The sequence below is a fragment of the Pseudomonas paracarnis genome, from assembly GCF_904063055.1.
Taxonomy (GTDB): Bacteria; Pseudomonadota; Gammaproteobacteria; order Pseudomonadales; family Pseudomonadaceae; genus Aquipseudomonas; species Aquipseudomonas paracarnis.
Genome location: NZ_CAJFCN010000002.1, coordinates 278,930 through 299,306, shown reverse-complemented (window position 1 = coordinate 299,306; position 20,377 = coordinate 278,930). Strand labels below are relative to the sequence as shown.

Sequence of the window (20,377 nt, the reverse complement as noted above, 5' to 3'; positions counted from 1 at the left end):
TAAAGTGCATTCAGACGCTCAACGGCGCTGTCGGATTTTCAGGCGTATGGATACTATGCGCGCCATGCAAATACCCCTCGATCACCCGCTGCTGCAACGCATCGTCGACGACTTGGCCGAAAAAGGCTGGTCGCAGCAAAATGGCTTCCTGCCCCAGGCTCTGACCCTGGAGCTGGCGGCTGAGTGCCGTAAACGTGCGGCGCAGGGTGAACTGGCGCCCGCAGCGGTAGGGCGTGGGCCGGCCCAGGAGATTCGCGAAGGCATTCGCGGCGACCATATCCAGTGGTTGGAGGAGGGGGACGCGCCAATCTGCGACACCTACATGGGCGTCATGGACGGCCTGCGCCTGGCGATGAATCGCAGCCTGTTCCTGGGCCTGGAAGATTTCGAAAGCCACTTCGCGATGTACCCGCCGGGCGCGTTTTACCTCAAGCATGTAGACCGTTTTCGCGACGATGACCGGCGCATGGTCTCGGCGGTGATCTACTTGAACGACGCCTGGCTGCCCGAGCATGGCGGCCAACTGCGCATGTACCTCAAGGGCGGTGTCGAATACGACGTGGTGCCCACCGGGGGTTGCCTGGTGGTATTCCTGTCGGGCGAGGTGCCTCACGAAGTCCTGCCCGCTACGCGCGAACGCCTGTCCTTGACGGGCTGGTTTCGCCGGCGGGGCAACGAGCCGTTTTAAACATGGAAAAGATTCTGGTCAGCCGCTGCCTGCTCGGGCACAAGGTGCGCTATGACGGCGGGGCCAGCGGCCCATTCGACCCACTGGCAGCGTGGCAAGCTGAAGGCCGCGTGGTTGCCATCTGCCCGGAAGTGGCGGGGGGCTTGCCCACACCGCGCCCGCCGGCCGAAATCCCAGGCGGGCAGGGGATCGACGTGTGGGAAGGCCGCGCCCAGGTGCTGACGGCCGAGGGCGAAGACTTCACCAGCGCCTTTCTCGACGGTGCCCGCCAAGCCTTGGCGCTGGTGCAACGCCATCACATCCGCATCGCCATTCTCAAGGCCAACAGCCCATCCTGCGGCAATCTGTTGACCCATGACGGCACCTTCAGCGGGGTGAAGGTCAGTGGCGAAGGCGTCACGGCGGCGCTGCTCAAGCGCCATGGTGTGCAGGTGTTCAGTGAGTTGGAGTTGCCACAGGCGGCAATTGCCCTCACGCAGCTTTAAGAAGTTTAAACAGATCAAGTGTGGGAGCTGGCTTGCCTGCGATAGCGGTGTATCAGCACCTTATGTGTAACTGACAGACCGCTATCGCAGGCAAGCCAGCTCCCACATTTTATTGCGCCTTGAGCCATTTCTGCGACAGCGCCTTCAACCGGCCATCGTCCTTAACCCGCTTCAACGCCCCGTTCAAACTGGTCTTGAACGCCGGGTTGCCCTTCTGGAGCGGGATCGCCAATGCCGGCTTCTGGTGGTAAGGCTCACTGAAATCGAAACGATCCTCAAGCTCGGCAGTCATAGCCATATGGTTAATGGCCACGTCGTACTTGCCGGTTTCCACACCGGACAGCAGGTCCGCGTTATCGGTGGTAATAAACGAGGAGCGCACCTCCATTTCCTTGGCCAGCAGTTCACCCAGCTCCACTTCAAAGCCTGCGAGTTTGTCGCCCTCTTTGAAATTGTACGGCGGGGTGTTGGCTTCCAGGGCGATGCGCAGTTCACCGCGATCATTGACGTCGTCAATCAGTTCGGCATGAGCCAAGGGGCTCAGAAGAGGAAGCAACAGCAACAGGCCAGGCGAAAAGCGCATGGTCACTCCTAAAGAATTCGTACAGGCGAGACGCCGTTCAGCAACGTTTTGTTATGGTGTCGGGTGCCTTGGACCGCAATTTATCGCGAAGTTGTCATAACCCTACAGATTTCACCGAAAAACTGGAGAAGCGAATGAAAGCCCTTTTGTCCCGTGCAACGATTGCCAGCCTTTTGCTGGGTACCTCGATGTTGGCCAGTGCCGCAGACCTTCCTCGTACACCTGCGCCTGAAGGTGCCGAAGTGTTCATCGTCTCGCCGAAAGATGGCGCCACCGTTGATAAAACCTTCACCGTCAAATTCGGCGTCAAGAAGCTGGACCTGGAACCGATCGACAAACAAGTGCCTAACGCCGGGCACCACCACCTGTTGGTAGACCAGAAGGTGGAGTCGCTCAACGCCAATGAGGCGATCCCGGCCACGCCTACTTCGATTCACTTCGGCAAGGCGCAGACCGAAACCGAGCTGACCCTGACGCCAGGCAAGCACACCCTGCAACTGGTGGCCGGCGACAACGTGCATCGCCAGTTCGAACCCACAGTCGCCTCGAAAGTGATCACCATTAACGTCAAATAAGCGTTATTCGGGCAAAAAAAATGGGAGACCCCTGCGGGTCTCCCATTTTTTATCCAGCGCTTGAAGCCTTAGAACAACACGCGGCTACGAATAGTGCCGTTGATGTGCTGCAGCTTCTCTTGCGCCAGGTCCGAGTACTCGGCGTCGACGTCGATCACCACGTAGCCGACCTTCTCGTTGGTCTGCAGGAACTGACCGGAGATGTTGATGCCGTTTTCCGCGAAGACCTTGTTGATCTCCATCATCACGCCAGGGATGTTCTGGTGGATGTGCAGCAGACGGTGCTTGCCCGGGTGAGCCGGCAGGGCCACTTCCGGGAAGTTGACCGACGATACCGAGGTACCGTTGTCGCTGTACTTGACCAGTTTTTCCGAGACTTCCAGGCCGATGTTGGCTTGGGCTTCAGCGGTGGAGCCGCCGATGTGCGGGGTCAGGATCACGTTGTCCAGGCCACGCAGCGGGCTTTCGAAGATGTCATCGTTGGAGCGCGGCTCCACCGGGAACACGTCGATGGCAGCGCCGATCAGGTGCTTGTCCTTGATCGCGTCGGCCAGGGCATCCAGCTCGACCACGGTGCCGCGAGCGGCGTTGATCAGGATCCCGCCTTTCTTGATCGCGCGGATTTCCTTCTCACCGATCATCCACTGGGTCTCGGCCGTTTCCGGAACGTGCAGGGTGACGATGTCGGACATGCCCAGCAGCTCGGTCAGGCTGGCCACTTGGGTGGCGTTGCCCAATGGCAGCTTGGTCAGGGTGTCGTAGAAGAACACCTGCATGCCCAGGCCTTCAGCCAACACCGACAGTTGCGTGCCGATCGAGCCGTAGCCGACGATACCCAGCTTCTTGCCGCGGATTTCGAAGGAGTTGGCCGCGCTCTTGATCCAGCCGCCACGGTGGCAGGAAGCGTTCTTCTCAGGGATACCGCGCAGCAGCAGGATGGCCTCGGCCAGCACCAGCTCCGCCACGGAACGGGTGTTGGAGTACGGTGCGTTGAACACCGCGATGCCGCGCTCGCGCGCTGCATTGAGGTCGACCTGGTTGGTGCCGATGCAGAAACAGCCGACAGCCACGAGTTTCTTGGCGTGGTCGAAGATCTCTTCGGTCAGCTGAGTGCGGGAGCGAATGCCGATAAAGTGCGCGTCGGCGATCTTTTCCTTGAGCTGGGCTTCCGGCAGAGAACTGGTGATGTACTCAATGCTGGTGTACCCGGCGGCTTTCAGAACGTCGACAGCCGATGGGTGGACGCCTTCCAGAAGAAGGAACTTGATCTTGCTCTTATCGAGAGAAGTCTTGCTCATCTGCGTAAACCTGTATCCCGGAGAAAATTGGCAGGGAGTCGAGCAGCGCAAGCTGACCCGGACGGCAGGAAAGCCGTCACCGCAGAAACGCCCTTTGGGTCTGTCCTGCGGGGGCGGTATGCTAGCATACGCACCCCGCTAAACACCTATTCCTGCGACGTGAAGCGTTCTCAGGATGACCATGAATTGTTCGAGAGTTCTGTCGATGACCCATCCTGCCCTGATTGATGAGCTAAAGACCCTGGTTGAGCCCGGCAAAGTGCTGACCGACGCCGACTCCCTGGAGGCTTACGGCAAGGATTGGACCAAGCACTTCGCTCCCGCACCTAGCGCCATCGTGTTCCCCAAGACTACCGAGCAGGTACAGGCCATCGTGCGGTGGGCCAATGAGCACAAGGTGGCGCTGGTGCCCTCGGGCGGGCGCACCGGTCTGTCGGCTGCTGCCGTTGCCGCCAATGGCGAAGTGGTGGTGTCGTTCGACTATATGAACCAGATCCTCGACGTGAACCTCACCGACCGCACCGCCGTGTGCCAGCCGGGTGTGGTGACCAAGCAACTGCAGAACGTCGCTGAAGAAAACGGCCTGTATTATCCGGTGGACTTCGCCTCGTCCGGTTCCAGCCAGATTGGCGGCAATATCGGCACCAATGCCGGCGGGATCAAAGTAATTCGCTACGGTATGACCCGCAACTGGGTGGCCGGCATGAAGGTCGTCACCGGCAAAGGCGATGTGCTGGAACTGAACCGCGACCTGATCAAAAACGCCACCGGCTACGACATGCGCCAGCTGTTTATCGGCGCCGAAGGCACCCTGGGCTTTGTGGTCGAAGCCACCATGCGCCTGGACCGCGCGCCAAAGAACCTCACGGCAATGGTGCTCGGCACGACTGATTTCGACTCGATCATGCCGGTGCTGCACGCCTTCCAGAGCAAACTGGACCTGACCGCCTTCGAATTCTTCTCGGACAAAGCCCTGGCCAAAGTCCTTGGTCGTGGCGACGTGCCGGCGCCGTTCGAAACCGAGTGCCCGTTCTACGCCCTGCTGGAATTCGAAGCCACCACCGAAGAAGTCGCCAACCACGCCCTGGAAACGTTCGAACATTGCGTGGAGCAGGGCTGGGTGCTGGATGGCGTGATGAGCCAGAGCGAAACCCAGCTGCACAACCTGTGGAAACTGCGCGAGTACATCTCCGAAACCATTTCCCACTGGACGCCGTACAAGAACGACATCTCGGTGTCCGTGTCGAAAGTGCCAGCGTTCCTGAGCGAAATTGACGCGATCGTCGGTGAACACTACCCGGACTTCGAAATCGTCTGGTTCGGCCATATCGGTGACGGCAACCTGCACCTGAACATCCTCAAGCCGGAAAACCTGAGCAAGGATGAGTTTTTCGCCAAGTGCGCCACCGTTAACAAGTGGGTATTCGAGACCGTCGCCAAGTACAACGGCTCGATCTCCGCCGAACACGGCGTGGGCATGACCAAGCGCGATTACCTGACCTACAGCCGTTCACCGGTTGAAATCGAATACATGAAGGCCGTCAAAGCCGTGTTCGACCCTAACGGGATCATGAACCCCGGCAAGATCTTCGCTGTTTAACCGCACCTGAAGGAGTCGTTCCATGAGCTACCAGCACAAGTATGTCGACGGCACCAACATCCACTTCCCGGTGGGTAAAGTGGTGTGCATCGGGCGTAACTACGCCGAACACGCCAAGGAACTGGACAACCCGGTACCCACCGAGCCGCTGCTGTTCATCAAGCCGGGCAGCTGCGTGGTGCCGTTGGAAGGTGGCTTTGCCATTCCGACCGAGCGTGGTTCGGTGCACTACGAAGCGGAAATCGCCGTATTGATCGGCAAGCCTTTGTCCGCCAAGCCGAGCCGGGAAGAAGTGCTGGACGCCATCTCCGGCTTCGCTCCGGCCCTGGACCTGACCCTGCGCGACAAACAGGCCGAGCTCAAAGCCAAGGGCTTGCCGTGGGAAATCGCCAAGTCTTTCGATGGCGCGGCGGTGATTGCCCCCTTCGTGGTCAGCAGTACCTTTGCGGACGTGACCGATATCGGCATTCGCCTGAGCATCAACGGCGAATTGCGCCAGGACGGCAACAGCGCGCAGATGCTTAACCCGATTGTGCCGATGATTCAGTACATGGCGGGTTGCTTCTCCCTCCAAGCGGGCGACGTGATCCTGACCGGCACCCCGGCGGGCGTTGGCCCGTTGAATGTGGGGGATGAAGTGGTGTTGGAGCTGGCGGGTGTCAATCGCTTCGAAAGCGTTGTGCGCTAAATCACTGCCAAACTGCGATCAAACTGTGGGAGCGGGCTTGCCCGCGATGGCGGTGTGACAGTCACTGAATAGTTGACTGAACGCCCTTAATCGCGGGCAAGCCCGCTCCCACAGTTGTTTGTGTACATCTGCAGGATCCAGCGTTTTGCATTTTTTTCACACACTATCCGGATAATTCCCTGCTCTTGCGCGCGGGTCCTTGAATCCTGTGCTATCCCCTACAGCTGACTTTCCGGAAAAGCGCTCAATGGTCGTGCCTCTGCCCACTTCGAAAACCTCGCTTCGCTCTCGCTTGTCCATGCGCTGGTATTCCTGGGTATTTTTGGCTGGTGCCATTTTGTATGGCATCGCCTGGGCCATGCACTGGGATGATCGCGGCCTGCTGTGGGTGCTGGAGCGTTTCGAGAGTTCGGCCGAACGCCGGGAAAGTGTGTGGCTGCCGGACTATCACGCGGTGATCGACGCCAAGTTGCTGCCCGGTATGGAGAAGGACGAGGCATCAGACCTGTCCTATAACCCGCAGACCAAAACCCTGTTTTCAGTGATGGGCAAGAATCCCTTCCTGGTCGAACTGAGCCTGCAAGGCGATGTGTTGCGCAAAATGCCGCTCAACGGTTGGAACAATCCGGAAGGCGTGGCAGTGATGGAAAACGGCTTGATGGCGGTGGTCGATGAACGCGATCACAGCCTGACCGTGGTCAAGGTCGACGCCGGCACTACGGCGCTGAACAAGGCCGATTTCCCCAGTTATGACCTGGGCCCGTCCAAAGATCAGAACAAAGCCTTTGAGGCCGTTACCTGGGACAAGCGCAACCAGCAGTTGGTGCTGGGCGAAGAACGTCCCCCGGCCCTGTTCACCTGGAAAAGCGATGGCAATACGCTGACCGGCGACAAGCAAAAACTGGCCAGCACCGAACTGGATGTGCGCAACCTGTCGGCCCTGTCCATCGACCCACGTACCGGGCATTTGCTGGTGCTGTCCGCCGATTCCCACCTGCTGCTGGAACTGGATGAAACGGGCGAGCAAGTCAGCTTCATGACCTTGCTTGGCGGCTTCAATGGCCTGAAAGACACGATCCCCCGTGCCGAAGGCGTGACCATGGACGAGAGCGGCAACCTGTACATGGTCAGTGAGCCAAACCTGTTCTATCGCTTTGAAAAGCAGAAATAACTGACGAATTACGTCAGAGTTTTCTTTATAAACGGCATTCGCCAGGCAGTCCGGTGCGTTTAAGTTTAAATTCAGGTGACCTTGATATCTATTCGCCAGTTTTTTCTCTGAGCCCGCCCCGATGCGTCGACTTGCCCGCCCTAAACCTGCTGTTTTTATCCTGCTGTTGCTCGCCCTGGTCACTGCCGGGCTGGTGGCACAGCAGTTCCGTCTGTTCGAACGCGCCTGGTTCAACTGGCAGGTGTGGTACCAGCCTGCGGATGAGCGCGCCATTGGCCTGGCGGATTATCGCGTCACCCTCGAAGGCCAGGTGATCGAAGGGCTCGACGACGATGTCTCGGCCCTGACCTACGACCCCGTGCGCAAAAGCCTGTTTACTGTCACCAATAAAAACGCCGAACTGGTCGAGTTGTCGCTGGAGGGCAAGATCCTGCGGCGCATTCCGCTGGTGGGCTTTGGCGATGCCGAAGCGGTGGAATTTATCAGCGACAACATCTACGTCATCAGCGATGAGCGCCAGCAGCGCTTGATCAAAGTGCATGTGGACGATGACACCAAGTTCCTCGACGCCGCCGATGCGGAGCAAATGACCCTGGGCGTGCACGTCGGCGGCAACAAGGGCTTTGAAGGGTTGGCCTACGACTCGGTGGGCAAGCGCTTGTTCGTGGCCAAGGAACGCGACCCCATGCTGATCTACGAGGTGCACGGGTTTCCCCATTTCAAGCCGGAAAAAACCTATTCGGTACATGTGATCAACAACCCCAAGCGCGATGCCGGCCTGTTTGTGCGCGACCTGTCGAGCCTGCAATACGACGAGCGCAGTGGCCATCTGTTGGCGCTGTCGGATGAGTCGTTCCTGGTCTTGGAGCTGGATATTGATGGTCGCCCTCTAAGCAGTCTGTCGTTGCTTAAAGGGCGCCATGGCCTGAGCAAGCGCGTGCCCCAGGCCGAAGGGATCGCCATGGATGACGACGGCACGCTGTACATGGTCAGCGAGCCCAACCTGTTTTACGTGTTCAAGAAACCCTGATCAGAACATCCATTGCACACCCAGCGAATAACCGGTCTGGCTGCCTTCAGCATGCCCGAGGCGGCCATTGACCTCGGCAAACACGCCCAACTGTGGGGTGATCGCCAGTTGGCTGCCCAGTTGTGCGCGAGCGAAGCTCTTATCCACTGAGCCCAGCCTGGCGGTGCGGGCCTGGCCATCGGCGCGTGCGGTGAGTTGCAGGTCGTCCAGGCGGCCGTCGGCCAATTCCTTGACCCAGGCGATGTCGCCGTAGGGCATCAGGTTCAGGCCATAGGGCAGGGCAACAGCGCCGCGCACGCGCCAGCCGAGGCTGGCTTCCAGGGAGTCGAAAGACTGCTCTTCGTACTCTAGGGCCGTGCGCAGGTTCTGCTTTTCGTGGAACTTGTCGATGCGGTAATGGCTGTAGTCCAGGCCGGCGAACGGCCCGCTCTTGATCGCGCCAAAGTCAAAGTCATAGCCACCCAGCACCCGTGCGCCCAACGCCAGGGCATCGGTATCGCCCGTCAGTTGCTGGTTGAGCAGGATCGGCCCGCCATTGGCCTGGATGACCAGGTTGCGCTTGGAGTCGAAGCGCGTGTGGCCCACGCTCAGGTCACCGGCCAGCCAGCGTGGCCCGCCATCGTTGAGCAGTGCATAGACGGCTGCCTGCCAGGTGTCGCTGTCGAGCTTGCCGCGATGCTCCAGTTTGTCGCGCCCATTGAGGTAGCTGAGGCTGGCGCCGATATTCAGGCTTGAAGTCAGTTGGTAGTCGCCGAGGGCATGCAGGCCCACGCGCCGGGCTTCGGGGTTGGGGGCCGTGTCGAAGCCGCTGTCCGGGTTGTATTCGCCATCCACGCCGATCTCGCCATCGAAGCTGCCGACCCCGCGGCTGCCCGCTTGCAGGGTCAGCCAACGGCGATCATGCAGGCGCACCAGGGCCTGATGCTGGCGCTGCAGGTTGTCTTGCATATTGCGCGCAACGGCACCGCCAGAAGCGGTCGAGGCCATCAGGTCGGCGTTGGTCAGTTCCAGCACCAGGCGGCTGAGCAGGCGTGAATAGTCGCGCAGGCGCTGGTCGATGCGCGCCTGGCCGAATGCATCGGTCAGCACGGCTTTGTTGTCTTCGTTCGGGTCGTGCCAGGTCGAGCCGCCGGGGATTTTCGGGTTGTCGGTCTGGGTGTAGCCGTCCAGGTCGCCCAGTTCCCAGTTGGTGGCCTCTATATAAAGGATCGGGATATTCAGCGGTTCAAACGCTTCACCATCGCTGCAGCAGCCGGTGCCCTTCGGGTACTGCGGGTCCAGGCCGGGGTTGCTGAATAAGGGGATGTTCAATTCCCTGGCGATCTGGAAGGTGTGCTCGCGCAAGGAGGCCAAGGCCGGGTTGGCGGTGCTGTTCTGGCCGGCGTGGGCGTACATCATGTCGCCGGTGATCAGGCTGTCGAGGTTGATCATCGCGAGCATGTTGGCGCGCTGGCTGGTGTTGAGTGAGTCGACAAAGGCACGGGAGCCGCGCAGGCCTTCTTCTTCGGCGCCGAAGCCCACTACCTGCAGGCCATTTTCCAGTGACAGGCCGCTGAGGTTCTTCGCCACCTCGGTCAGCACGCTGGCGCCGGAACCGTTGTCATCCAGGCCTTGCAGGGTCGGGCGGCCGAAGTAAGTGTCGAAATGCGCGCCAATCACCACGTACTGGGCCTTGGTACCAGCGGCAGAGGCCACCACGTTTTGCGAAGCCCGGCTGCCGTTGTTCCAGGTGAAGTCCTGACGGCTGATGCTATAGGCCGTGCCCATCTGGCTCTGCATCCAGTCGGCTGCCCCGGCAAAATTTGCCGTGCCGCGATATCGGCCAGGGTAGTCGTTGATCAGTTTTTCCAGGGTGGTGTTGGCGTGCTGGCCGTAATCGTAGGCCTGGGTAGGCGTGGACAGCAGGGCACCGGCAACGCTGATGGCGAAGGCTAGAGGCTTTATCACAAGGTCTTCCTTGAGGTGATGGGAATGTGCAAGCCCAGACCCTTTGCACAATGCGCGCCTCATTCCATGGGCGGCTGCGAATTGGCGCATTGTTAAACGCGTGGGTCGCGTGGCTGTAATTTGTAACGGATTGGATACCAGGCGGGGCAGGGGGTGCCATGACAGAGCGCACGGTTTTGGCGAGGAGTGCTGCGAAAAGTAGCGTTTTTGTTACATCGCTCTAGAGTCGAGCGCAAACACATGTGGGAGCTGGCTTGCCTGCGATGGCATCGCCTCGGTATTCATTGATACACCGAGTCGTCTGCATCGCGGGCAAGCCCGGCTCCCACAGGGTCAGGCCTTGAGGGTTTTCACGCCTTCCGGGGTACCCAGCAGCAATACATCCGCCGGGCGCGCCGCGAACAGGCCGTTGGTGACCACACCCACAATGGCGTTGATCTGCGTCTCAAGCTCCACCGGGTTGGTGATCTGCATATTGAACACGTCGAGGATGATGTTGCCGTTGTCGGTCAACACACCTTCGCGGTACACCGGGTCGCCGCCCAGTTTCACCAGCTCGCGGGCCACATGGCTGCGGGCCATGGGGATGACTTCCACCGGCAGTGGGAACGTGCCCAGCACGGGTACCAGCTTGCTCGCGTCGGCGATGCAAATGAAGGTCTTGGCCACGGCCGCGACAATCTTCTCGCGGGTCAGGGCCGCGCCGCCGCCTTTGATCAGGTTCAGGTGCTCGTCGCTTTCATCGGCGCCGTCGACGTAGAACTCCAGGTCGCTCACGGTGTTGAGCTCGTACACCGGAATGCCATGGCCCTTGAGACGGGCGGCGGTGGCTTCGGAACTGGCCACGGCGCCGTCGAACGCGCCCTTGTGCTGGGCCAGTGCGTCGATGAAGCAGTTGGCGGTGGAACCGGTGCCGACACCGACGATGCTCTTGTCGTCGAGTTTAGGAAGGATTAAATCGACAGCGGCCTGGGCCACTGCCTGTTTGAGTTGATCCTGGGTCATGCGGGCTCCGGAACGGGCGGGGAATTAACGAGGGCGGCGAGTATAACCCAACAAAACCTCGGGATTCGTGTGGTCGCCCGGCCAAACGCTGGGTTAGACTCCTTGGCCCTGCCCAACCCGTGAAGTAGATGCCTGCCGATGCTTGAACACTACGTCAAAAAAATCCTCACCTCGCGTGTTTACGACATCGCCGTGGAAACCCCCTTGCAGACTGCCCGCCAGCTCTCCGAGCGGCTGGGTAACAAGATTTGGCTCAAGCGCGAAGACTTGCAGCCGGTGTTCTCGTTCAAGATTCGCGGCGCCTACAACAAGCTGACCCAGCTCAGTGCCGAAGAACGTGCACGCGGCGTCGTCACCGCGTCGGCCGGCAACCATGCCCAGGGCCTGGCCCTGGCGGCCAAGGTGCTGGGGGTGAAAGCCACCATCGTGATGCCCAAGACCACCCCGGAGATCAAGGTCGAAGGCGTGCGCTCCCGGGGCGGCAAAGTGGTGCTGCACGGTGATTCCTTTCCGGAAGCCCTGGCCTACTCGCTCAAGCTGGTCGACGAAAAAGGCTACGTGTACATCCACCCCTACGATGATCCGCACACCATTGCCGGGCAGGGCACCGTGGCGATGGAAATCCTGCGCCAGCACCCAGGGCCTCTGGACGCGATTTTCGTACCGGTGGGCGGCGGCGGTCTGATCGCCGGGATTGCGGCGTACGTGAAATACCTGCGCCCGGAGATCAAGATCATCGGCGTGGAGCCGGACGATTCCAACTGCCTGCAAGCCGCCATGGCGGCGGGCGAGCGCGTGGTATTGCCGACCGTGGGCATCTTCGCCGACGGCGTGGCGGTGGCGCAGATCGGCCAGCACACCTTCGACATTTGCAAAGACTACGTGGATGAAGTGATCACCGTCAGCACCGATGAAATCTGTGCGGCGATCAAGGACATCTACGATGACACTCGCTCCATCACCGAGCCGGCCGGCGCGCTGGGCGTGGCCGGGATCAAAAAATACGTCGAGACCCGCGGTGTCAGCGGCCAGACCTTTGTCGCCATTGACTCGGGCGCCAACGTCAACTTCGACCGTTTGCGCCATGTGGCCGAGCGCGCCGAACTGGGTGAAGGCCGTGAAGCCATTATCGCGGTGACCATCCCCGAGCGGCCGGGCAGCTTCAAGGCCTTCTGCGAAGCGGTGGGCAAACGCCAGATCACCGAATTCAATTACCGCTACCACTCCGGCAGCGAAGCGCACATTTTCGTCGGCGTGCAGACCCACCCGGAGAACGACCCGCGCAGCGCGTTGGTGGCCAGTTTGACCAGCCAGGGTTTCCCGGTGCTGGACCTTACCGAGAACGAACTGGCCAAGTTGCACATTCGCCATATGGTCGGCGGGCATGCGGCCAAAGTCAGCGACGAGTTGGTGTTTCGCTTCGAATTCCCGGAGCGGCCGGGGGCGTTGTTCAACTTTCTCCACAAGCTCGGCGGGCGCTGGAATATCTCGATGTTCCACTACCGCAACCACGGCGCGGCTGACGGCCGAGTGGTGGCGGGCTTGCAAGTACCGGCGGACGAGCGCCACTTGGTGCCTGCCGCGTTGGCGCAAATCGGTTACCCGTACTGGGATGAAAGCGAAAACCCGGCTTACCAGCTGTTCCTCGGTTGAGCGACTACGCTGACTGAGCGGCCTATAAGGAATAGAGACCATGGAAACGCTGACCACCCTCAAGGTGATCCACATCACCGCCACCGTATTGCTGCTGCTCAGCGGCCTGGGCCTGGCGGTATTGGCGTGGCGTAAACGCAGCGCCGGCCCGGCCGCGACCGTGCAGCGCCCCTGGGCATTTGTATGGCTGCTGATGGGGATTTGCCTGGTGAGCATGCCCTTCACCGGCTGGTGGCTGGTGCACCTGCTCGGCTGGCCATTGGGGCAAACCTGGATCTTGGGCTCCAGCATCCTCTACACCGTGGCGGCGCTGGCCTGGTTCTGGCTGGTGGCGCGGCTCAATCGGCTGCGCAAGGGCGAGGGCGGGAGCCTGAATTTCACCCTGGTGCTGGCGGTGGTCAGCCTGGTGGGGTTTGTGGCGATTGCCGGGCTTATGGGCGCCAAGCCGGTTTAAAGCGTTAGACCGCGTCGCGTTCATCGCAGGCAAGCCAGCTCCCACAGGGGAATGCATTCCAAATGTGGGAGCTGGCTTGCCTGCGATAGCGTCATCAGCTGCGCAGTGTAATCACCGGCCAACCACGCTTTTCAGCCTCGGCGCGCAAATTCTGATCCGGATCCACTGCCACCGGGTGCGTCACCTGCTCCAGCAACGGCAAATCATTCATCGAATCGCTGTAGAAGTAGCTGTCTTCCAGGCTATGCCCGGTTTCTTCCAACCAGCGGTTCAAACGCGTCACCTTGCCTTCACGAAAGCACGGCACATCGGTGCTGCGCCCGGTATAGCGGCCATCCACCATTTCGCATTCGGTGGCGATCAGGGTCTCGACGCCCAGGCGGGCGGCAATCGGCGCGGTGACGAAGCGGTTGGTGGCGGTGATGATCACCAGCTTGTCACCGGCGACGCGGTGCCTGGCCAGCAGTTCAACGGCCTTCGGGAGCATGATGGGCTCGATGCAGTCGCGCATGTAGTCGTTGTGCCACGCGTCCAGCTGGGCCATCTCGGTGCGGCCGAGGATTTCCAGGCAGAAGTTCAAGTAGGCGGCGTTATCCAGCCGGCCGGCCAGGTAGTCCTGGTAGAACTCGTCGTTGCGGGCCTTGTAGGCTACCGCGTCGAGAATTCCGCGTTCACACAGGTAATCGCCCCAGGCGTGATCGCTGTCACCGCCCAGAAGGGTATTGTCCAAGTCGAATAAAGCCAGGCGCATTGCAGTTACTCGCTGAAAAGTCTGTAAAAAGGCGTCCAGAATACGGTCTTTTCACAAGAGTGCACATAAGGTAAGAAGCCTCGTTGCCGCTGGAACAACCTTTGTGGAACAATGCGGCGACATGCGTTTGCGAGGTTGTTGCCGTGATCGACCCCGATGGTTTCCGTCCTAATGTCGGCATTATTCTGACGAATGATGCCGGACAGGTGCTATGGGCTCGCCGAATCAACCAAGATGCCTGGCAGTTTCCTCAAGGTGGAATCAACCCCGACGAAACCCCTGAAGACGCCTTGTACCGTGAGTTGAACGAAGAAGTCGGCCTTGAGCGCGAAGATGTACAAATTCTGGCCTGTACCCGTGGCTGGTTGCGCTATCGTTTGCCGCAACGCCTGGTGCGTACCCACAGCCAACCGCTGTGCATCGGCCAGAAGCAGAAATGGTTTCTTTTGCGCCTGATCTCCAACGAGCAGCGGGTGCGGATGGATTTGACCGGTAAACCGGAGTTCGATGGCTGGCGCTGGGTCAGCTATTGGTATCCGTTGGGCCAGGTGGTGACATTCAAGCGCGAGGTTTATCGTCGCGCTCTCAAAGAGCTTGCCCCGCGCCTTTTAGCGCGCGACTGACGACGGAGTTCGACCCCGAGCCATGCTCAATACGCTGCGCAAGATCGTCCAGGAAGTTAACTCCGCCAAGGATCTCAAGGCGGCGTTGGGGATTATTGTGTTGCGCGTCAAGGAAGCCATGGGCAGCCAGGTCTGCTCGGTTTACCTGCTGGACCCCGAGACCAACCGTTTTGTGCTGATGGCCACGGAGGGCTTGAACAAGCGCTCCATCGGCAAGGTCAGCATGGCGCCCAATGAAGGTCTGGTGGGCCTGGTGGGGACGCGTGAAGAACCCCTGAACCTCGAGAACGCGGCCGATCACCCGCGTTATCGCTACTTTGCCGAAACCGGCGAAGAGCGCTACGCCTCGTTCCTTGGTGCGCCGATCATTCACCACCGCCGCGTTGTCGGCGTGTTGGTTATCCAGCAAAAAGAGCGTCGCCAGTTCGACGAAGGCGAAGAAGCCTTCCTGGTGACCATGAGCGCGCAACTGGCCGGGGTTATCGCCCACGCCGAAGCGACCGGCTCGATTCGCGGCCTGGGGCGCCAGGGCAAGGGTATCCAGGAAGCCAAGTTCGTCGGTGTACCGGGTTCGCCAGGCGCTGCGGTGGGTACCGCGGTGGTCATGCTGCCGCCCGCCGACCTCGATGTGGTGCCGGACAAGAGCGTCAGTGACATCGACGCCGAGATCAAACTGTTCAAGACCGCCCTCGAAGGCGTGCGCGCCGACATGCGCAACCTGTCGACCAAGCTGGCGACCCAGCTGCGCCCCGAAGAGCGTGCGCTGTTCGACGTGTACCAGATGATGCTCGACGACGCGTCCCTGGGTAACGAAGTCAAGACCGTGATCAAGACCGGCCAGTGGGCCCAGGGCGCGTTGCGCCAGGTGGTCACCGATCACGTCAACCGTTTCGAAATGATGGACGACGCCTACCTGCGCGAGCGGGCGTCGGATGTGCGCGACCTGGGTCGCCGTCTGTTGGCGTATTTGCAGGAAGACCGCAGCACCAACATGGTCTTCCCCGATAACACCATTTTAGTCAGTGAAGAATTGACCGCCACCCAGCTTGGCGAAGTGCCTGAAGGCAAGCTGGTGGGCCTGGTGTCGGTATTGGGTTCGGGTAACTCCCACGTGGCGATCCTGGCCCGGGCCATGGGTATCCCGACGGTGATGGGCCTGGTAGACCTGCCGTATTCCAAGGTCGACGGCATCGACATGATCGTCGATGGGCATCGCGGCGAGGTGTTCACCAACCCCAGCGACGTGCTGCGCAAGCAATACGCCGAGGTGGTGGAAGAAGAGAAGCAACTGGCCCAGGGCCTGGATTCGCTGCGCGAGCTGCCGTGTGTCACCCCCGATGGCCACCGCGTACCGCTGCTGGTCAACACCGGCCTGCTTGCGGATGTAGCCCGTGCGCAACAGCGCGGCGCCGAAGGGGTGGGTCTGTACCGCACCGAAGTGCCGTTCATGATCAACCAGCGTTTCCCGAGCGAGAAGGAGCAGCTGGCGATTTATCGCGAGCAATTGCAAGCCTTCCACCCGTTACCGGTGACGATGCGCAGCCTGGATATTGGCGGCGATAAGTCACTGTCCTATTTCCCCATCAAGGAAGACAACCCCTTCCTTGGCTGGCGCGGTATTCGCGTTACCCTCGACCATCCCGAAATCTTCCTCGTCCAGACCCGCGCCATGCTCAAGGCCAGCGAGGGCTTGAACAACCTGCGCATCCTGCTGCCGATGATCTCCGGCACCCATGAGCTGGAAGAAGCCCTGCACCTGATCCACCGTGCCTGGGGCGAAGTGCGCGATGAAGGCGCCGATGTGCCGATGCCGCCGATTGGCGTGATGATCGAAATACCGGCGGCGGTGTACCAGGCCAAGGAACTGGCGCGGCAGGTGGACTTCCTGTCGGTAGGCTCCAACGACCTGACCCAGTACCTGCTGGCCGTGGATCGTAACAACCCACGGGTGGCCGACCTCTACGACTACCTGCACCCGGCGGTGCTGCAAGCGCTGCAACACGTGGTGCGCGACGCCCATGCCGAAGGTAAACCGGTGAGTATCTGCGGCGAAATGGCCGGCGACCCGGCGGCGGCGGTGCTGTTGATGGCGATGGGCTTTGACAGCCTGTCGATGAACGCCACCAACTTGCCGAAAGTGAAGTGGATGCTGCGCCAGGTGGAATTGAGCAGGGCCAAGGATTTGCTCGCCGAGTTGATGACCATCGACAACCCGCAAGTTATCCACAGCTCGCTGCAATTGGCGCTGAAAAACCTGGGGTTGACCCGGATGATCAACCCGGCCTCGGCCAAAACCCTGTAGGAGCGAGCTTCTAGCAGATCGTTCCCGCGCTCTGCGTGGGAAGGCAGCCCTGGACGCTCCGCGTCGGCTTTTAGAGCGTGACGCAGAGCGTCACAAGAGGCGTTTCCCACGCAGAGCGTGGGAACGATCAAAGACCGAGGCGCCTTCATCGCAGGCAAGCCAGCTCCCACCTGTGGAATGCATTCCCCTGTGGGAGCTGGCTTGCCTGCGATAGCGGTGGTCCAAGCAGCGCTAAAACATCAGGTCCACCTCACCCAGCCGCCCCCCGTGCGGGCCAAAGCTGCGCTCCAGCATCCGCCGCGTCCCATCGGCATTCACGATCAGCGCTGTGCTCGCCCGTGTCCCATAACTGGGGCTGGCGATAAACACGCTCGACAGCAGGCTTTCGGTCGCCAGGCCTACGCCGGTGTCCGGCAGCTCAGCAAACGGCGCGGTCTGCGGGTCGCTGAGAATCCCCAGCAGTGCCTCAGGCTCGGGGTTCTCCAGCACGGCGCTGAACGCTGCTTTGGCCTTCACCAGCTTCGGCCATGGCGTATCCAGCCCGGCATTGGATAACCCGTACACCCCCGCCTTCAACCGCGTCGGCTCGGTATCATTGGCGTTGTAGTGCCACAGCTCATCCTGCGTGCCCACCAGCAGGTTGAACCCGGCATATTCAATCGAGCGGCCATTTACATCGGCCAAATAATCGTCGATCGGCAGCGAACCGCTGAGAAACCGCGCAACCAGTTCGCCGCGAGACTTGCGTGCCGGTGGCTGGTGCGGGTCGCGGATGTTGGTCAAGGCGGCAAAGCGCCCATCCGCGTTCACCCCCAGCCAGGTGCCCCCGGCCTCCTGATCGCGACCGGCATAGACCTGGGGCGCATCCGCCCACTGGGCCAGCGGCAGGCTGGGGCGGGCGTAGAACTCATCGCGGTTGGCCGCGACGATCAGCGGCAGGGCATGGCCCGGTCGCCAGGCGAAAACAATCAGGCACATTGGGTGACCCCTTTTGTGTTTTTGCCACTCTACCCACAGACGCGCCGGTGTTCCATCGTCTCGAAGTTGGGCCGTGCACCTCTGATCCGTTAACATGCCGGGCTATTTGGCGTGTATGTGAACTTCTTAATTTGATCTCGCCGCTGTAACGCAGGCTTAATCGCACATCGGCATGGTCCGGTGCGTCATGACTAAATGTTTTAACGAGGAGTCGCAATGCTGCCTTACCCGCAGATCGACCCGGTGGCCCTGGCCATCGGTCCGCTGAAAATCCATTGGTACGGGTTGATGTACCTGATCGGCATCGGCGGCGCCTGGCTGTTGGCTTCCCGGCGCCTGAACCGTTTCGACCCGACCTGGACCAAGGAGAAGCTCTCCGACATGGTGTTCTGGATGTCGATGGGGGTGATCGTCGGCGGGCGCCTGGGGTATGTGCTGTTCTACGACCTGTCTGCGTATCTCGCCAACCCGACCCTGATCTTCGAAGTGTGGAAGGGCGGCATGGCGTTCCACGGCGGGTTTATCGGCGTGATGATCGCCGCCTGGTGGTTTGGCCGGCGCAATGGCAAGTCGTTCTTCCAGCTGATGGACTTCGTCGCCCCCTTCGTGCCGATCGGCCTGGGTGCCGGGCGCATTGGTAACTTTATCAACGCCGAGCTGTGGGGCAAGCCGACCGACGTGCCGTGGGCGATGGTGTTCCCGCCGTTCAGCGACCCGGCGCAACTGCCGCGCCACCCGTCGCAGCTGTACCAGTTCGCATTGGAAGGTGTGGCGCTGTTCCTTATTCTCTATATCTTCTCGCGCAAGCCACGCCCAACCATGGCCGTGTCGGGTATGTTCGCGCTGTTCTACGGGATTTTCCGCTTTATCGTCGAATTCGTACGGGTACCGGATGCGCAGTTGGGCTACCTGGCATGGGGCTGGCTGACCATGGGTCAGGTGCTTAGCTTGCCAATGATCCTGGCGGGCCTGGGCATGCTGTGGTGGGCGTACAATCGCCCGCAGCCGCTGAAGAACGCCGCGCTTTAAATTCGAATGCCAAGACCAGGAGGTCTTGGCTTCAACGATACGGGTAAAAACATGAAGCAATATCTCGAACTGCTGCAGGACGTCGTGACCAATGGCCTGACCAAGGGCGACCGCACGGGCACCGGCACCAAGGCTGTGTTTGCGCGTCAGTATCGGCATAACCTGGCCGACGGCTTCCCGCTGCTGACCACCAAGAAGCTGCACTTCAAAAGCATCGCCAACGAACTGATCTGGATGTTGAGCGGCAACACCAACATCAAGTGGCTCAACGAAAATGGCGTGAAGATCTGGGATGAGTGGGCCACCGAAGACGGCGACCTGGGTCCCGTGTACGGCGAGCAGTGGACCGCCTGGCCGACCAAGGACGGCAGCACGATCAACCAGATCGACTACATGGTGCACACGCTCAAAACCAACCCCAACAGCCGCCGCATCCTGTTCCACGGCTGGAACGTCGAATACCTGCCGGACGAAACCCAGAGCCCGCAGGAAAACGCGCGTAACGGCAAGCAAGCCCTGCCGCCGTGCCATTTGCTGTACCAGGCGTTCGTGCATGACGGCCATCTGTCGATGCAGCTGTATATCCGCAGCTCCGACGTATTCCTGGGGCTGCCGTACAACACTGCCGCGCTGGCGTTGCTGACCCACATGCTGGCCCAGCAGTGCGACCTGATCCCCCACGAGATCATCGTCACCACGGGCGACACCCACGCCTACAGCAACCACATGGAACAGATCCAGACCCAGTTGGCGCGTACGCCGAAAAAACTGCCGGAACTGGTGATCAAGCGCAAGCCTGCGTCGATCTACGACTACAAGTTCGAAGATTTTGAGATTGTGGGCTACGACGCCGACCCAAGCATCAAGGCCGACGTAGCTATCTAAAGCCTTACTCGGTGAAAAACTGTGGGAGCTGGCTTGCCTGCGATAGCGCAGTGTCAGGCGACATCAATGTCGCGGGCCCGCCGCTATCGCAGGCAAGCCAGCTCCCACATAGGTTTGGTGTTCGCTTGAGTTAATGGCCGTGGCTTCTGCCCACATGCGAAGGCTCGGCCTCGCTGGCCGCAATCCCGCCGCTGACTTCCAACTGCTGCAAGATCCCGCACTGGTTCCCACCGCCGCAACGTTGGCGCAGGTCCAGCAGTTGTTCCTGCAAGGCCAACAACCCGTCGATCCGCGCTTTCACATGGTGGATATGCTCGTCGATCAAGGCATTCACGCTTTCGCATTGGTCCTGGGGACTGTCGCGCAGACCCAGCAGGCTGCGGATTTCTTCGAGGGTCATGTCCAGGCTGCGGCAGTTGCGAATAAAGGTCAGCCGCTCGGTGTGCGCCTGGGTGTACACGCGGTAGTTGCCGTCGGTGCGTGCCGGGGGCGGCAGCAGGTTTTCCTTCTCGTAATAACGGATGGTTTCCACCGGGCAATCGGTGAGTTTGGCCAGTTCGCCGATCTTCATCGCAGCAATCTCCAAATGGGCGCTTGACCCTATAGTGGCTACAGGGTCTTTACTTGGCAAC

The 20,377-nt window shown here is 60.5% G+C and carries 20 protein-coding genes; 13 read left to right on the top strand and 7 right to left on the bottom strand.

Going from position 1 to position 20,377, the window contains the following annotated elements:
- Nucleotides 1–55 precede the first annotated feature (55 nt).
- A complete protein-coding gene (locus JMV15_RS05990; RefSeq protein ID WP_003195222.1) occupies nucleotides 56–688 on the top strand; it encodes a 2OG-Fe(II) oxygenase in 633 nt (210 codons plus the stop codon).
- Nucleotides 689–690: 2 nt separating this feature from the next.
- A complete protein-coding gene (locus JMV15_RS05985; RefSeq protein ID WP_019817777.1) occupies nucleotides 691–1,173 on the top strand; it encodes a DUF523 domain-containing protein in 483 nt (160 codons plus the stop codon).
- A 109-nt stretch (nucleotides 1,174–1,282) separates the two neighbouring features.
- On the opposite strand, the gene JMV15_RS05980 is transcribed toward JMV15_RS05985, so the two are convergent.
- Nucleotides 1,283–1,756 carry a transporter substrate-binding domain-containing protein gene (locus JMV15_RS05980; protein ID WP_014720374.1) on the bottom strand — a complete coding sequence of 158 codons (474 nt, stop codon included), beginning with the start codon at nucleotides 1,754–1,756 and terminating at the stop codon, nucleotides 1,283–1,285.
- A 134-nt stretch (nucleotides 1,757–1,890) separates the two neighbouring features.
- Between JMV15_RS05980 and JMV15_RS05975 the strand changes: the two genes are divergently transcribed.
- Entirely contained in the window at nucleotides 1,891–2,331 is a 441-nt protein-coding gene (locus JMV15_RS05975; protein ID WP_014720373.1) for a DUF4399 domain-containing protein, read from the top strand.
- A 68-nt stretch (nucleotides 2,332–2,399) separates the two neighbouring features.
- On the opposite strand, the gene serA is transcribed toward JMV15_RS05975, so the two are convergent.
- Entirely contained in the window at nucleotides 2,400–3,629 is a 1,230-nt protein-coding gene (serA, locus tag JMV15_RS05970) for a phosphoglycerate dehydrogenase (RefSeq protein WP_003195214.1), read from the bottom strand.
- 205 nt (nucleotides 3,630–3,834) lie between these two features.
- Between serA and JMV15_RS05965 the strand changes: the two genes are divergently transcribed.
- The 4 genes from JMV15_RS05965 to JMV15_RS05950 all read left to right on the top strand — a co-directional run bounded on the left by JMV15_RS05965 (nucleotide 3,835) and on the right by JMV15_RS05950 (nucleotide 8,118).
- Complete coding sequence (locus JMV15_RS05965) at nucleotides 3,835–5,229, top strand: FAD-binding oxidoreductase (protein WP_014720372.1); 1,395 nt, start codon at nucleotides 3,835–3,837, stop codon at nucleotides 5,227–5,229.
- Between the two features lie 22 nt (nucleotides 5,230–5,251).
- Entirely contained in the window at nucleotides 5,252–5,917 is a 666-nt protein-coding gene (locus tag JMV15_RS05960; protein WP_014720371.1) for a fumarylacetoacetate hydrolase family protein, read from the top strand.
- A gap of 247 nt (nucleotides 5,918–6,164) precedes the next feature.
- The gene (locus JMV15_RS05955; RefSeq protein ID WP_014720370.1) at nucleotides 6,165–7,088 is read left to right on the top strand and encodes an SdiA-regulated domain-containing protein; all 924 of its coding nucleotides are present in this window, start codon (nucleotides 6,165–6,167) and stop codon (nucleotides 7,086–7,088) included.
- Nucleotides 7,089–7,209: 121 nt separating this feature from the next.
- The gene (locus JMV15_RS05950) at nucleotides 7,210–8,118 is read left to right on the top strand and encodes an SdiA-regulated domain-containing protein (protein WP_014720369.1); all 909 of its coding nucleotides are present in this window, start codon (nucleotides 7,210–7,212) and stop codon (nucleotides 8,116–8,118) included.
- On the opposite strand, the gene JMV15_RS05945 is transcribed toward JMV15_RS05950, so the two are convergent.
- Both JMV15_RS05945 and rpiA read right to left on the bottom strand, forming a co-directional pair.
- Complete coding sequence (locus JMV15_RS05945; protein WP_014720368.1) at nucleotides 8,119–10,065, bottom strand: autotransporter domain-containing protein; 1,947 nt, start codon at nucleotides 10,063–10,065, stop codon at nucleotides 8,119–8,121.
- Between the two features lie 333 nt (nucleotides 10,066–10,398).
- Nucleotides 10,399–11,070: a ribose-5-phosphate isomerase RpiA gene (rpiA, locus tag JMV15_RS05940; protein ID WP_003195201.1), complete on the bottom strand. Its 672-nt coding sequence runs from the start codon at nucleotides 11,068–11,070 to the stop codon at nucleotides 10,399–10,401.
- A 138-nt stretch (nucleotides 11,071–11,208) separates the two neighbouring features.
- Here rpiA and ilvA point away from each other — a divergent pair, with 138 nt between their 5' ends.
- Together ilvA and JMV15_RS05930 are read left to right on the top strand one after the other, a co-directional pair.
- The gene (gene ilvA, locus JMV15_RS05935; RefSeq protein WP_014720367.1) at nucleotides 11,209–12,723 is read left to right on the top strand and encodes a threonine ammonia-lyase, biosynthetic; all 1,515 of its coding nucleotides are present in this window, start codon (nucleotides 11,209–11,211) and stop codon (nucleotides 12,721–12,723) included.
- 40 nt (nucleotides 12,724–12,763) lie between these two features.
- Nucleotides 12,764–13,177: a DUF2269 family protein gene (locus JMV15_RS05930; protein WP_014720366.1), complete on the top strand. Its 414-nt coding sequence runs from the start codon at nucleotides 12,764–12,766 to the stop codon at nucleotides 13,175–13,177.
- 94 nt (nucleotides 13,178–13,271) lie between these two features.
- On the opposite strand, the gene JMV15_RS05925 is transcribed toward JMV15_RS05930, so the two are convergent.
- A complete protein-coding gene (locus JMV15_RS05925) occupies nucleotides 13,272–13,928 on the bottom strand; it encodes a histidinol-phosphatase (RefSeq protein ID WP_014720365.1) in 657 nt (218 codons plus the stop codon).
- 143 nt (nucleotides 13,929–14,071) lie between these two features.
- On the opposite strand from JMV15_RS05925, the gene JMV15_RS05920 reads away from it, so the two are divergent.
- Both JMV15_RS05920 and ptsP read left to right on the top strand, forming a co-directional pair.
- The gene (locus JMV15_RS05920; protein ID WP_003176750.1) at nucleotides 14,072–14,551 is read left to right on the top strand and encodes an RNA pyrophosphohydrolase; all 480 of its coding nucleotides are present in this window, start codon (nucleotides 14,072–14,074) and stop codon (nucleotides 14,549–14,551) included.
- 22 nt (nucleotides 14,552–14,573) lie between these two features.
- Nucleotides 14,574–16,853, top strand: a complete 2,280-nt coding sequence (gene ptsP, locus JMV15_RS05915) for a phosphoenolpyruvate--protein phosphotransferase (RefSeq protein ID WP_003195193.1) — start codon at nucleotides 14,574–14,576, stop codon at nucleotides 16,851–16,853.
- Nucleotides 16,854–17,084: 231 nt separating this feature from the next.
- On the opposite strand, the gene JMV15_RS05910 is transcribed toward ptsP, so the two are convergent.
- Nucleotides 17,085–17,831 carry an NRDE family protein gene (locus tag JMV15_RS05910; RefSeq protein ID WP_201491318.1) on the bottom strand — a complete coding sequence of 249 codons (747 nt, stop codon included), beginning with the start codon at nucleotides 17,829–17,831 and terminating at the stop codon, nucleotides 17,085–17,087.
- 216 nt (nucleotides 17,832–18,047) lie between these two features.
- Here JMV15_RS05910 and lgt point away from each other — a divergent pair, with 216 nt between their 5' ends.
- Together lgt and JMV15_RS05900 are read left to right on the top strand one after the other, a co-directional pair.
- A complete protein-coding gene (gene lgt / locus JMV15_RS05905) occupies nucleotides 18,048–18,860 on the top strand; it encodes a prolipoprotein diacylglyceryl transferase (RefSeq protein ID WP_003195189.1) in 813 nt (270 codons plus the stop codon).
- A gap of 51 nt (nucleotides 18,861–18,911) precedes the next feature.
- The gene (locus JMV15_RS05900; protein WP_038451888.1) at nucleotides 18,912–19,745 is read left to right on the top strand and encodes a thymidylate synthase; all 834 of its coding nucleotides are present in this window, start codon (nucleotides 18,912–18,914) and stop codon (nucleotides 19,743–19,745) included.
- 130 nt (nucleotides 19,746–19,875) lie between these two features.
- Here the strand turns inward: JMV15_RS05900 and cadR are convergent, their stop codons facing one another.
- Nucleotides 19,876–20,316, bottom strand: a complete 441-nt coding sequence (gene cadR / locus JMV15_RS05895; protein WP_003195185.1) for a Cd(II)/Pb(II)-responsive transcriptional regulator — start codon at nucleotides 20,314–20,316, stop codon at nucleotides 19,876–19,878.
- Nucleotides 20,317–20,377: the final 61 nt, after the last annotated feature.